This is a genomic window from Streptomyces araujoniae (assembly GCF_050871195.1).
GTDB lineage: Bacteria > Actinomycetota > Actinomycetes > Streptomycetales > Streptomycetaceae > Streptomyces > Streptomyces bacillaris.
This window is the reverse complement of the sequence record NZ_CP194070.1, coordinates 3689865-3703693: the sequence shown is the minus strand read 5'-3', so window position 1 is coordinate 3703693 and position 13829 is coordinate 3689865. Positions and strand designations below refer to the sequence as shown.

Below are 13829 nucleotides of genomic sequence, written 5' to 3'. Positions count from 1 at the left end.
GACCGGTCCACGGCCGAGACGGACCCGCGCGGTCCCCGAACCACGGCACCGGCCGCCCGGAAGCACGGCTCCCGCCCCCGGCCTCCGGAAGCACGGCTCCCGGAGGCCGGGGGCGTACGTGGGGCGTCTCGCATTCCGGAACGCGCGACGGGCGTATTTCCTTGTGTGTAGGGCAAATTGACGCAGCGTCACCGTATGTGTCGCGGCCATGACATCCACCCGTGCGCCCTTGTCCCGCCCGGACGCGCGGCTCCATCGTCGAAACGCGGCGGACGAAACCCCGTACGCCGCGTTCCCCCGGCGCGTGGACCCTGGCGCGCCACCGTTCGAGGAGACTCTTCATGGCAGCAGTGCGCACCACCAAGCGAAGGATCGCCGGAGCGATCGCCGCGGCCACGACCTTGGCGCTCGCGGTCGGAGCGGGCGCGGCCTTACCGGCGCAGGCGGCTCCCGCCCCCGCGCCCGAGGGCAGAATCCTGCACGCGGGGGCGGCCGGGGCGGTGCCCGGCAGCTACATCGTCACGCTGAAGGAGACGGCCGGGTTCGGTGCGACGGCCGCGCGGGGCCGGACGCTCATAGCCGGGTACGGCGGCACGATCGAGCGCACCTACACCTCCGCCCTCAACGGGTACGCGGCGAAGCTCAGCAGCGCGCAGGCCAGGCGGCTGGCCGCCGATCCGGCGGTCGCCTCGGTCGAGCAGGACCAGAAGGTGCACGCGACGGCCACCCAGACCAACGCGCCCTGGGGGCTGGACCGGATCGACCAGGCGAACCTGCCGCTGAACGGCACGTTCACCTACCCGGACTCCGCCGGTGGCGGTGCCACCGTCTTCGTCCTGGACACGGGCGTCCGCATCACCCACCAGGACATCGCCGGACGGGCCGTGAACGGCTGGGACTTCGTCGACAACGACGCCGTCGCCCAGGACGGCAACGGCCACGGCACGCACGTCGCGACCACCGCCGCCGGCACCACCTACGGCGTGGCCAAGAAGGCGAGGATCGTCGCCGTGCGCGTCCTCAACAACAGCGGCTCCGGTACCACCGCCGGGGTCATCGCGGGCGTCGACTGGATCACCGCCAACCGGGTGGCCAACTCCGTGGCCAACGTCTCGCTCGGCGGCGGGGCCAGCACCGCCCTGGACGACGCGGTACGGCGGTCGATCGCGGCCGGGGTGACCTACTCCATCGCGGCGGGCAACTCGGGCGCGCTCGCCTCCAACTACTCGCCCGCCCGGGTGGAGACCGCGCTCACCGTCGGCGCCACCACCCGGACCGACGCCCGGGCGAGCTACTCCAACTACGGGCCCCGCGTGGACCTCTTCGCGCCGGGCTCCGACATCACGGCGGGCTGGGCCACCTCCGACACCGCCACCTACACCGGCAGCGGCACCTCCTTCGCCGCGCCCCACGTCGCCGGTGCCGCCGCCGTCTATCTGACCGGCAACCCCGGCGCCTCCCCGGCCGCCGTGGGCAACGCCCTCGTGAACGGTGCGACGAACAACGTCCTCACCAACATCGGGTCCGGGTCGCCCAACAAGCTTCTGCGGCTCGTTCCGTGAGGTGACAGGCCTGCGCTGAGCCGAGAGTGACGGCGGCCGGTGGCCGTGCGGGGTGCTCCCCGCGCGACCACCGGCCGTTCCGCGGTGCGGGGGTGCACGGAAGGTGAGCGCCGCTCGCCTTCATGTCACGCTCCGTGGCAGGGGTCCGGGCACACCCGGCGGGACAGGGGGGTTGTGGTGCGCGGATGCCTCTCGGACGTCAGGTATCCGTGTGTGTATCCGCCCGTAACACATCCGTTGCATGGTGCATCGCCACCATCCCCGACGTGACCCAGGTCGCAGTCGTCCCAGCCGAATTATGGCGTCGGTGGATCGAACACCGTATCGGCGGTCAAGCCGGTGTCCGGAGCACCTAGGCATGCCACCCGCCCGGCACGCACCGTAGGGAACGAAATTCCCAGAAGCATCGCCTAGAGGGAAGGTACAGGGATGAGTTCCGCTGCTGCTCTTCATACAGACAATCGTTTATCGGACGAGCAGCACCGCCTGCCGCTCGACGTCTCCGGAGTCGAGGACATCGTTCTCGGGGAACTGGGCTCACGCCTGTTCCTCTCCCTCCCCCGCAGTGACCAGCGGCGCAGGGGCATGAACTACCTTCAGGCGCTGATCGCGGCCGAGGGCCGCAAGTCGATCCGGAACATCGCCGCCGTGCTGGGCGGCAGCGCGACCGAGCAGAGTCTGCACCACTTCGTCGCCAGCTCCACCTGGGGGTGGAAGCCGGTACGCCGGGCCCTGGCCGAGCACGTGGTGCGCGTGGCACCACCGCAGGCGTGGGTCGTCCGCTCGATGGTCATTCCGAAGGCCGGGGAGAACTCGGTGGGGGTGGAGCGGCAGTTCCTTCCGTATACCGGCCAGGTCCTCAACGCCCAGTACGCGGTGGGGGTGTGGGCCGCCTCCGAGACCGGCAGCTTCCCCGTCAACTGGCGGCTGCACCTCTCGGACGCCTGGCTGGAGGACGGGGCCCGCCGGCTCCAGGCCTCGATACCGGACGCCGTCGCGTCGGAGTCGCCCGCCGACTGCGCCCACGAGGCGTACCTGGGCATGATGCGGTCCTGGGGGCTGCCGGACCGCCCGGTGGTGCTCGACGGGCACGCCACCGACGCGGCGGAGGCCGCGGCCACCGTGCGCTCGTACCACGCGGCGGGCGTCCAGGTGCTGGCCCGCGTGCCGGGCAGCACCCGCCTGGAGGTCACCGACCCGATGCTGCGCGGCCGCAGCGGTACGTCCACGGCGCACCAGATCATGGGCGCCGCCCGGGACCTGCGCCGGCCGGTGGCCTGGCGTGCCCACGGCCCCGGGCGCCCGGCCCGCAGGAGCCTCGTCGCGGCGGTCCGGACCCGGATACCGAGCCCCATGCGGGTGGCGCGCCGGCGCGGGGACCTGGTGCTGCTCGGCGTGGGCGAGCACGGGCGGGGGTGGCCCGGTGAGCTGTGGCTGACCAATATGACGGACACCCCGGCCGCCGAACTCCTGCGGCTCACCCGGCTCGTCGACCGGGTGGACCACGACTTCCGCGAGGTCGCGGAGCGGGTGGGCATCCGCGACTACACGGGCCGCTCCTTCGCCGGCTGGCACCGGCACGTCACCCTCGCCTCGGCCGCCCACACCGTGGTCGCCCTCAGCCGGGTGGGCGACGAGGCCCGTGCCCTGTGCTGAGGGCGGTCACCCCGGCCCGCTTCCCCTCGGCGCCGGTGCGGTGCCGGGGGTGGTCCGGGCCGGGCGGGCGGCCCTGAGCCTCACTCCCCGTCGGCGCCGGTCCGGTGACCTCCGGCGAGCGGTTCCCGCCCCATCAGGGCCGACCTCATCCGCCTGAGCTTCAGGGCCAGTTGGACCTCAAGGGCGCGGTCCGGCCGGTGCCAGTCCTCGCCCAGCAGTTCACCGACCCGCTCCAGCCGGCGCGCGACGGTGTTCGGGTGCACATGGAGGGCCTTCGCCGCGTGGGTGGGTGAGCCGGAGGAGTGGAAGAAGGCCTCCAACGTGTCGGTGAGCTGGGTGAGCCGCTGGTCGTCGTAGCGGGCCACCGGGCCGATCACCGACTCGATGAAGCCGTCCACGTCGTGGTCGTCGGAGACCAGCAGTCCGAGGAAGCCCAGCTCGGAGGCGGCCGCCGACCGGCCCGAGAGCCCCAGCGCGCCCATCACCTCCAGGCACCGCAGCGCCTCCAGATAGCTGCGGTGGATGGGGCCCGCGCCGGAGACCGGGCCGGCGGCGCTGACCGTGACCAGGTGCCGGAGCAGCGGCGAGAGGTCGTTGTGCACCTCGCGGGCGACCTCCGCCGCGTCGGTGCCGGGGAGCAGGAAGACCACCCGGCCCGCCTGCTCCGACTTCAGCCCGTCGTTGCGGTGCGCGTAGGAGGAGGCCCAGATCATCGCCTTGCGCCGGGCGTCGCCGACCGGGCTGGCCACCACGACGACGTACGACTCCTCCAGGGCGACGCCCAGCTTGCGGGCGCGCCGGTCCAGCTCCCGTGTGGAGCGCGTACGGTTGACGAGGTCGTCCAGGAAGCCGTCGCGGGCCTGGCTCTCCATCACGATGCCGTGGCTGTTCTGCCGGAGCAGCAGGACGGCGGTGGTCTGCGCCATCAGGCCCAGCAGCCGGACGCCCGAGTCCCACAGGGGCCGTTCGGTGCGCAGGAGCACCGCGCCCAGGTTCTCGTCGCCCATCATGACCGGGGCCGCCCACAGGCTGTTCTTCACCCGGACCGCCTTGCCCGCGGCGTGGGCGTCCATCATCGCCCGGGGGATCAGCGTTTCGTCGTCGGGCTGCTCCCCGGCGGTGGAGGCCAGCACGGTGCCGTCGCCCGCGCAGATGGTGAGGACGCCCCCGAGCCCGTCGGCCGCGGCCTCGGCCAGGGTCTGCAGATCGCAGCCGGAGAGCACCTGGGACATCAGGAACTCGTGGAGGTCACCGACCTCCTGCCACTGGCGGTGTCCCGTCTCCGCCTCCTCGGTCCGGCGCTGGAGCATCTCCACCTCGGCCGCGGTCCGGTCCATCAGCCAGGCCTTCTCGATGACGGCCCCCGCGAGATCGCCCAGCGAACTCATCAGGGACACCTCGTCCGCCGAGAAGTGGCGCGGCTCGCGGTCCGCGACGTGCAGCACGCCGAACGGGCCGCTGCCGTGGGAGAGCGGGACCGCCATGATGCCGCGCAGCTCCTCCGCCCGCACCATCTCGTCCAGCCGCTCGTGGTGGGGGAAGCGGGCGTCGCTGAGGTAGTCCGCGCTCCAGAAGGGCGCCGAGGTCGTCAGGACGTCGCTGCTCCCGGCCCCCTGCGGGATCTGCATCCCGACGTGGAACGACGAGACGTGCCCGTCGCTGGCCTCGACCCGGGCGGTGCCCTTCTCCGAGGTGAGCAGGGTGATGTAGGAGATGTCCGCGCCGAGCAGCATCCGGGCCCGGCGGGTGGTCACCTTGAGCAGGGTCTTCAGGTCGTACGGGGCGGACAGCTCCCGGGCGATGTCCACCAGGGCGGAGAGGCTGGCCTCGCGCTGCTGGCGGCGGTCGAGCTGGGAGTAGATGTGCAGGCCGAGTTTCCGGGCGTTCTCCAGACGGTCCAGCTGCGGTCCGGGCATACCCGCGGAGCGGGCCCGGGTGAGGAGCGATTCGAATCGGTCAGGCGGTGCGTCGGAGGCCAGCAGCTCCAATATGGCCACAGCATCGACGTTCGCCTCGGCTTCGTGTCTTAACACGTGATCCCCCGTTGTGCGGCCCGGCAACATCTCTGGTCAGCGGCCCGGTGCGGCCCACGCGGTCGCGTCGTCACTCCGCCACCGGCACCGCTTGGAAGCGTAATATGCCCTGATCTTCAGGGGGAGGTGGTCCGGGCACCGTAGAACGGCCCCGGGCGGTAGGGAGCGCACTTTTCGCCATATCGGCCGACGGCCCATGAGGTGGCCGGACACCCGTGTGGAGCGTGGGGCAGGGGGTCGGAGCAGCGGTCGGCGACGGAAACGGACGGGAAGGTGAACATCTTCCGTCCGTTTCCGTCTGATTCTGTCGCGGGGGCGGTGGTTCCCCGGTCCGCCCCCGGTCTGCCGACGGTCCTCTTTCAGCCGTGCGGGCGGCCTCAGAGGTCGAGCAGGACCAGCTCCTGCCGGGAGCCCACACCCAGCTTCGGGTATGCCTTGTAGAGGTGGTGCTCCACCGTGCGCGGGCTCAGGAACAGCTGCGCGGCGATCTCCCGGCTGCTGCTGCCGTCCTTGGCGAGCCGCACCACCTGGAGCTCCTGCGGGGTGAGCCGGTCGATCAGGTTGTCCGCCAGCATCCGGGCCGTCACCAGGTGGTCGCCGGACGCCTGGAGTTCGGCCCGGGCCCGGCGCATCCAGGGCTCCGCCTGGAGCCGCTCGAAGGTGGTCAGCGCCGAACGCAGCATCTCCCGGGCCTCGTTGCGCCGGCGGGCCCGGCGCAGCCACTCCCCGTACAGCAGCTCGGTCCGCGCCCGCTCGAAGGGGCGGCCGCCCTTCTCGTGCAGGTGCAGCGCCTGGGTGTAGTACTCCGGCTGGTCGGTGAGGAGGGCCTTGCACCGCAGGACCACCGCCTGCGCCCAGGGTGCGACGGTGGTGGAGGTGCGGGGGCGGGCCCCGGCGGCGGCCCAGTTCTCGAAGTGGCGCAGCGCCTCCTCGGCGCGCTCCGGCTGCCCGAGCCGGACCGCCGCCTCCACCTGGTCGGCGGCGGTGGAGAGGGAGAGCCAGATGTACCGGTCGGGGCCGGGCGGCGGCGGGGTCAGCCGGCTGAGGGCCGAGTCGAAGTCCCCGAGCCCCAGGTCGAGCAGGACGCCCGCGCAGTCCACCCCGGTGCACAGCGCCTCGGGGGTCGCCTCGGCCAGCTCGCGGACCCGCTGGGCGTCCCCCTCGATGGCGGCGATCCGCGCGCGCACCGCCGCCAGCCGGGCCAGCCGCTGGCGCATCCCGGTGTCCCGGGCGATCTCCTCCGCCTCCGTCACCGACGCCTCGGCGTCCCGGTGCCGTCCGGCCAGGACCTGGTTCTGGGCCAGGACGTCGAGCGCGTACGGGAGTTCGCCGATGATGCCCTGGGAGCGGCACCACCGCACCTCCGTCGAGGCCAGGTCGAGCGCCGCCTCGTCGTCACCGAGGATCGTGCCGCAGGTGAGCGCGAGCATCCGGACGGCCTGCTCGTCCACGTCCCGGGTGTCGGGCGCGTCGAGCCGGCGCTCCAGGAACCCGGCGAGCAGCGGCAGCCCGTGCTCGGCGTCGTCCTCGCAGAGCCGCTCCAACCCCTCCACCAGCGGGTCCGTACAGCCGCCCGCCGCGAGCCGGGCCCCGGCGGCGCGCACGGTCTCCTCGTCACCGGCCAGCCAGCCGTAGGCCGCCGCCGTCCGGAGCATGCCGGAGGTCTCCGGGGTCGCGGCGTCCCCGACGCGGGCCAGCAGCCCGTGCGCCGCCTCGCTCTGGTCGCCCAGCTCGAAGACGACGGCCGCCCGCACCGAGGCGATCGTGGCGCCGACGGCCGGGTCGTCCTGGAGCGGGTCCGCCTCCTCGGCCAGCCGGTCCGCCTGTGCGGCATGACCCCCGGCGAGGGCGAGGGCCGCCGCCTCGGTCAGCCAGGCGGCCCGCTGCTCCTGCTCCGGGCTGATCCGGGCGGCGTGCCGGAAGAGGCCGGAGGCCGCCGCGTACGCCGTACGGCCCCGGGCTCGGGCGGCCGCCCCGGCCAGCTCCAGCGCCACGTCCTGGTCGGGGGCGGTGGTGATCGCCAGCAGATGGCGGGCCCGGCAGTCGGGGTCGACGGCTGCCTCGGCCAGCGCCCGGTGCACGGCGATCCGGCGGGCGAGCACGGAGCCCTGGTACGTCGCCGAGGCGATCAGAGGGTGACGGAAGGTGACCGTGCCGTCCATGACGTACATCAGCCCGGACCGCTCGGCCTCCTCCAGATCACCCAGGTCCACGCCCAGCAGCTCCGACGCGCGCAGCAGCAGGGGCAGATCGCCGCGCGCCTCGGCGGCCGCGATGAGCATCATCAGCCGGGTGCGCTCCGGCAGTTTGCCGATCTGTGACCGAAAGGCCGAGAACACACGGTCCGCGACGGGCAACGGGGCATGCTGGTGCGGCTGATCGCGCCGCGCGGAGTCGAATTCGATGAGGGCGAGCGGGTTGCCCGCGGACTCGGTGATGATCTGGGAGCGCAGGGCCGGCGCCCGGCCCCGGTCGGCCAGCAGCCGCGAGGAGTCCTCGAAGCCCAGCCGGTTCAGCCGCAGCTCGGGGATGCCCGGGGCGGAGAAACCGTCGTCCCGCCCGGCCAGCACCATCGCCACGCCCTCGGCGGCCAGCCGGCGGGCGGCGAAGAGCAGGGCCTCGGCCGTGGCCTGGTCCAGCCACTGGGCGTCGTCGACGAGACAGAGGAGAGGGCCGTCCTCGGCGAGGTCCGCCAGGACGGTCAGGACCGCGAGACCGGTGAGGAAGCGGTCGGGGCCGCGCTGCTCGGCACCGGTGCCCAGCACCGCCCGCAGGGCCGCGGCCTGCGGCTCGGGGAGGGCGTCCAGGCGGCTCTGGACCGGCCAGAGCAGCTGGACCAGGCCTCCGAAGGCCAGATCCGCTTCCGGTTCGATGCCGGTGACCCGTAAGATACGCAGCTCTCGTCCGTCGTCCCCGTGCTCCGGCCGGGCCGCCGTCTCGGCGAGCCAGTCGAGCAGTGCCGTCTTGCCGATCCCCGCCTCACCGCGTACCAGAAGTGCACCACTGCACCCGGCACGTGCCGCGGCCACCAGTTGCGTCAGCCGCTCCTGTTCGGTGGTTCGCCCGTACAGCACCGACGTCCCCCTCCACCCGTTACCAGACCCGCCCGCATGCCATCGGTATACGGTCCCATGTTACTTACCCGTGAATACGTACCGGGAGCAGTAGAGACTACGGATTCCGCGCGAGGGCGCCGCTCCTACCGTTGTGATCAGGACATCCCCCGATGATCACAACCCGATGGAGGAGACCATGGACGAGCTGTTCGCCCCCCTGCGCGTAGGCAAGATGACCCTGCCGAACCGCCTGGTGATGGCCCCGATGACACGCAGCCGTTCCGTCGACCGTTCCGTGAACGCCCTGACCGCCGACTACTACGCCCAGCGGGCCGGGGCCGGGCTGATCATCACCGAGGGTACCCAGCCGAGCGTGATCGGTCAGGGCTACATCGACACCCCGGGGCTGCACTCCGCCGAGCAGGCCGAGGCCTGGCGCCGGGTGACCGACGCGGTGCACGCCGCCGGCGGCCGGATCTTCGTCCAGCTCATGCACTCGGGCCGGGTCGGCCACCCCAGCCTCTACCCGGACGGCGCCCTTCCGGTCGCGCCCTCGGCGATCGCCACCGGCGGGCAGATGTACACCCCCGACGGCATGGTCGACCACCCGGTCCCGCGCGAGATGACCCTGGAGGACATCGCGCAGACCGTGGAGGACTTCGTCTCCGCCGCCAAGCACGCGGTGGACGCCGGGTTCGACGGTGTGGAACTGCACGGCGCCAACGGCTATCTGATCCAGCAGTTCCTGGCCGACGGCTCCAACCAGCGCACCGACGTCTACGGCGGTTCGGTGGAGAACCGGGTCCGGTTCGCCGACGAGGTCGCGCGGGCCGTCAGCGACGCCATCGGCCCCGAGCGCGTGGGCATCCGTATCTCGCCCGGCTCCACCAGCGAGGGCATCAGCGAGAGCGACCCCGCCGAGCTGTACCGCACGCTGATCCGCACGCTGGCCCCGTACAACCTCGCCTACGTGCACATCATGGAGTTCGGCCACCGCGAGGTCACCGAGCTGATCCGGGCCGAGTGGCCGGGCACGCTGATCCTCAACCCGCACAAGACGGGCACCGAGGCCTCCGTGACCCCCGAGAGCGCGCTGGAGGTCCTCCAGGACGACCTCGCCGACGCGGTCAGCCTCGGCTCGCTCTGGCTCGCCAACCCCGACCTGCAGCGCCGCGTCCGCGTCGGCGGCCCGTTCAACTCGCCGGACGCCTCCACCTTCTACGGCGGCGACCACAAGGGCTACACGGACTACCCGACGCTCGACGCCTGAGCGCACCACCGCACCACCGCACCGCACGGCTCCGTGGCCGGGCCCCCGCCCGGCCACGTGACCGCTCGACCGTACGACGCCCGGTCCGCCGGGCGATTCCGGTGCCGGGCCCCGCGCAGGCGGAGCCGACGCCCCTTACCTCACCCCTGGAGGAACCGTGAGTGAATCTCTCGCGGGTCCGGGCACCGCGCGCCCCGAGGGCGCGGACCACCCGGCACCCGACACCCCCCGCATCCCCACCTACTGGCTGGGGCTGATGGCCGGACCGCTCTCGTTCGGCATCGCCGGACCCGCGCTGGTCCTCGACGACATCGCCCGCGACCTGTCCACCACCACCGGCACCGTCACCTGGGGCGTCACCGCCTTCGGCTGGGGCATCGCGGTGGGCACCCCGCTGATGACCGGGCTGCTGCGGCACCGGGGCGCGCGCGCCGCGCTCGCCGGCTGCGGGGCGCTGGTCCTGCTGGGCGCCCTGCTGGTCCTCGCCGTACCGGCGCTCCCGGCCGTCATCATCGGCTGCGCGCTCCAGGCGCTCGGCACCGCCGGGCTCACCTCCATCGCGATGAGCCTGACGAACTCCGCTCGCTCGATGGGCTTCGTCACCGCCTCGCTCGCGGTCGTCGGCTCCACCGCGCCGCTGGTCGGCTCGCTGGTCAACGACGCGATCAACTGGCAGGCGACCCTCGCCCTGCCCGCGCTCAGCCTGATCGCCCTGCTCGTCATCATCGGCCGGGCCTCCACCCGGCCGACCTCGACCGCCGCCTTCGACGGACTGGGCGCGGTGCTGCTCACCGCCGTGGTCACGGCCCTGGTCTTCGTCCCGCACTACCCGGCCATCGCCGGGGTGCTCTCGGTGCTGACGATCGCCGCCCTGGTCTGGCACCTGCGGGTCAAGCCGCAGGGGTTCGTCCCGGCCGTGGTGGTCCGCAGCCCGGTCTTCCTGATCTCCTCGGTGCTGGCCTTCCTGCTCGCGGCGGTCAACTTCGGGCTGATGTTCGCGGTGCCCAACTCCCTCTCGGACCACACCTCCTGGTCGAGCGGGACGATCGGCGGGGCCATGGTCTGGCCGCTGCTGCTCGGTGGCGCGCTCTCCTGGCTGGTGGTGGCCCTCTCGGCGAAGGTGGGCCGGCAGCCGGTCATCTTCACCCTCCTCGCCCTCAGCGCCGTCGGGGTGCTGCTGGCCTCGGTGAGCACCGTGGCGATCCTGCTGCTCCTCGCCCAGGCCCTCGCCTCGATCGCGGCCGCCTCCGGGCAGGGCGTCTTCGCGGTGCACTCCACCAAGGCGGTGCCCGACGAGGAACGACCCGCCGCCATCGGTCTGTTCAACCTCTTCTACCTGCTCGGCGCGGCCTTCGGACCGGCCATCGTCTCGCTCCTCTAGGACGACGGCGGGTACAGCGAGAGCCCCGGCACCTGGTGCCGGGGCTCTCTTCGTGTGCGGGGTCCGTCAGCAGGCGGCGGCGCTCTCGCCGCGCTGCAGGAACCCCAGGAGCAGCGAGACGTCCTCGTCGGTCAGGGTGAGACCGAACTTCTCCCGCAGGGCGGCGACCACCTCGCCCGGGGCGAGCACGGCACGCTCGGTGCGCCCGTCGGGGTGGTCGGTGACCAGGACGTCGTTGCGCAGCCGGTGCCGTACGGTCTCCGAACCGCGCTGCGCCACCAGCCGGTTGACGAACGGCGAGCCCGGGCGGGTGGAGCTGACGTAGTGCGCCGCCCGGTAGTCGACCTCGTACTGGCGCTCGGGCCGGAAGACGTAGAGGTCGCTCCAGCGGCCCTCGCCGTCCTGCGACCGCAGCACCCAGTGCCCGTCGTCCACGCCCAGTTCCCAGCTCCAGGCCCCCACGGTCGCGCGGGCGCCGTCACGCAGCGGCATCGGCTCGATCAGCCCCGCGTAGCCGTAGCCGGGGTCGGCCAGCCACACCGTGTCCGGCTCGTCCGCCGTCCTGACCAGCAGGGAGGTGTGCGAGCGGAACCGGCGCCTGGTGTCGCCCTCCCGGATGCGCGACAGCATCCGCATCACCGGGAAACCGAGGCGGTCCAGCGCGGCGGCGAAGAGCAGGTTGGTCTCGTAGCAGTAGCCGCCGCGCCCGGAGCGGACCAGTTTCCGCTCCAGTTCGGCGATGTCCAGCGAGACCGTGCGGCCGACCGCGATGTCGACGTTCTCGAAAGAGATGGTGCTCATATGGGCCCGGTGCACCTGCTGAAGGGTCTTCAGCGAGTTGTCCCGGACGCCGTCGTATCCGATCCGTCGCAGATAGGCGTCCAGATCGAGCCTGTCCGAACCCCACTCGGGTGAGTGGTCGATGTCGAACGTCGGCGCGATGGCATACATCAGGTCGGCACTCCTTCCGGGGGGCACGGACAGCGTGGGGTCGGGAGACATGTCAGGCCTCGACCCGGACCCCGTACTCGGTGACCCAGGTGTTGAACTCGACGAGCCGTTCCATCACCGCACGGGTCCCCCAGAGCCCGCCGAGCCCGGCGTACGACTCCAGCGGCTTGTCCAGCAGCCGCTGGATGCCCTCGGCCGGCACCAGCTGCAGGACCGGTGAACCCTCGTGGAGCAGGGCGGCGACCTTGTCGCGCAGGGCCCGTACGTACTCGTGGTCCTGGGTGGAGGGGTACGGGCTCTTCTTGCGGGTCAGCACCGACTCCGGGAGCACGTCGGCGGTGGCCGCGCGCAGCAGGCTCTTCTCCCGGCCGTCGAAGGTCTTCATCTCCCACGGCACGTTGAAGACGTACTCCACGAGCCGGTGGTCGGTGAAGGGGACCCGGACCTCCAGGCTGGCGGCCATGCTGATCCGGTCCTTGCGGTCGAGCAGGAAGTTCTCCCAGCGGGAGATGTTGAGGTAGAGCAGCTCGCGCATGCGCTCCTCACGGCCGGACTCGCCCTCCAGCCGGGGGACCTCGCCCAGCGCCTCGGCGTAGCGCGCCTTGACGTACTCCTCCATGCCGAGCCGGTCCCAGAGGCCGATCTCCTTCATGGTGTCGAGCCCGCCGAGCCGCCGCCAGGCGTCGTACCAGGGGAAGGTGTCGCCCTCGACAGCCTCCTGGTCGAAGAACCAGTTGTAGCCGCCGAAGAGTTCGTCCGCGGTCTCCCCGGAGAGGGCGACGGTCACCTGGCGCTTGAGCGCGGTGCACAGGTGGAGCAGCGAGTGCTCCATGTCGCCGGTGGAGATGGGCAGGTCCTGGCAGCGCAGCACCCGGGCGCGGATGGACTCGTCCAGGACGTCGGCGTTCTCCAGCTCGACGATGATGTGCTCGGCGCCGCACTTCTCGGCGACCTCGACGGCGTACGGGGTGTCGGGGTCCTGCCAGATGCCGTTCCCGGCGAAGGCCTCGTCGTTGCCCTTGAAGTCGATCGAGAACGCCTTGACGCGCTCGGTGCGGCCCTGGTCCCGGAAGGCCTTGGCGGCCAGGGCGGTCAGGGCGCTGGAGTCCAGTCCGCCGGAGAGCAGGGTGCCGACGGGGACGTCCGCGATGAGCTGGCGGCGGACGATATCGTCGAGCAGCTCCCGGACCCGGGCGATGGTGGTGTCGAGGTCGTCGCCGTGCGGGTGGGCGGTCAGCTCCCAGTAGGTGCGGACCGAGTGGCCCGCGTCGGTGAAGCGGACGATGGTGCCGGGCACCACCTCGTGCATGCCCTTGAAGACGGCGTGGCCGGGGGTGTTGATGATGGCGAAGATCTCGGCCAGGCCCTCGCGGTCGACGACCGCCTCGGCCTCGGGGTGGGCCAGGATCGCCTTGGCCTCGGAGCCGAAGAGGACGCCGTCGCGGGTCGGGTAGTAGAAGAGCGGCTTCACGCCCATCCGGTCCCGGACCAGGAGGAGTTCCTCGGTGCGCGGGTCCCAGATGGCCAGCGCGTACATCCCGTTGAGCCGCTCCGCGAACTCCTCGCCCCACTGGAGGTAGGCGTGGAGCACCACCTCGGTGTCGCTGGAGGTGCGGAACTCATGGCCGAGCCCGCTCAACTCCTCTTTCAGTTCAAGGAAGTTGTAGACCTCGCCGGTGTAGACGACGGTCGGCAGACCGTCGTCCGGCGCGGTCACGTGCATCGGCTGGCGGCCGCCCTCCAGGTCGATGACCGAGAGCCGGCAGTGACCGAGCGCCACGTGCGGGTCGGTCCACACGCCCTCGTCGTCCGGGCCCCGGCAGGCCATCGTGGCGGTCATGGCCTGGGCGGTGGCGCCCAGTTGGGTCAGATCGCGGTCGTAGCCGACCCAGCCTGCGAGTCCACACATAGTGCCTCGGT

At 72.3% G+C, this 13829-nt stretch carries 8 protein-coding genes; 4 read left to right on the top strand and 4 right to left on the bottom strand.

The window, feature by feature from the left end:
* The first annotated feature begins 341 nt into the window (after positions 1-341).
* Together ACQ9ZG_RS15695 and ACQ9ZG_RS15690 are read left to right on the top strand one after the other, a co-directional pair.
* A complete protein-coding gene (locus ACQ9ZG_RS15695) occupies positions 342-1562 on the top strand; it encodes a S8 family peptidase (RefSeq protein WP_109917356.1) in 1221 nt (406 codons plus the stop codon).
* Between the two features lie 429 nt (positions 1563-1991).
* Positions 1992-3218 carry an IS701 family transposase gene (locus ACQ9ZG_RS15690; protein WP_026237816.1) on the top strand — a complete coding sequence of 409 codons (1227 nt, stop codon included), beginning with the start codon at positions 1992-1994 and terminating at the stop codon, positions 3216-3218.
* A gap of 80 nt (positions 3219-3298) precedes the next feature.
* On the opposite strand, the gene ACQ9ZG_RS15685 is transcribed toward ACQ9ZG_RS15690, so the two are convergent.
* Together ACQ9ZG_RS15685 and ACQ9ZG_RS15680 are read right to left on the bottom strand one after the other, a co-directional pair.
* On the bottom strand, positions 3299-5215 hold the full coding sequence (locus tag ACQ9ZG_RS15685) for a helix-turn-helix domain-containing protein (protein WP_032754514.1): 1917 nt from the start codon (positions 5213-5215) through the stop codon (positions 3299-3301).
* 413 nt (positions 5216-5628) lie between these two features.
* Positions 5629-8325, bottom strand: a complete 2697-nt coding sequence (locus ACQ9ZG_RS15680) for a helix-turn-helix transcriptional regulator (protein WP_084994020.1) — start codon at positions 8323-8325, stop codon at positions 5629-5631.
* A gap of 178 nt (positions 8326-8503) precedes the next feature.
* On the opposite strand from ACQ9ZG_RS15680, the gene ACQ9ZG_RS15675 reads away from it, so the two are divergent.
* Both ACQ9ZG_RS15675 and ACQ9ZG_RS15670 read left to right on the top strand, forming a co-directional pair.
* Entirely contained in the window at positions 8504-9577 is a 1074-nt protein-coding gene (locus ACQ9ZG_RS15675) for an alkene reductase (RefSeq protein ID WP_050451227.1), read from the top strand.
* Positions 9578-9734: 157 nt separating this feature from the next.
* Complete coding sequence (locus tag ACQ9ZG_RS15670; RefSeq protein WP_019763960.1) at positions 9735-10958, top strand: MFS transporter; 1224 nt, start codon at positions 9735-9737, stop codon at positions 10956-10958.
* A 66-nt stretch (positions 10959-11024) separates the two neighbouring features.
* Here ACQ9ZG_RS15670 and ACQ9ZG_RS15665 read toward each other — a convergent pair whose 3' ends face one another.
* Both ACQ9ZG_RS15665 and asnB read right to left on the bottom strand, forming a co-directional pair.
* A complete protein-coding gene (locus tag ACQ9ZG_RS15665; RefSeq protein ID WP_028415942.1) occupies positions 11025-11909 on the bottom strand; it encodes an arylamine N-acetyltransferase family protein in 885 nt (294 codons plus the stop codon).
* Positions 11910-11961: 52 nt separating this feature from the next.
* Positions 11962-13818, bottom strand: a complete 1857-nt coding sequence (asnB, locus tag ACQ9ZG_RS15660; RefSeq protein WP_028415943.1) for an asparagine synthase (glutamine-hydrolyzing) — start codon at positions 13816-13818, stop codon at positions 11962-11964.
* Positions 13819-13829: the final 11 nt, after the last annotated feature.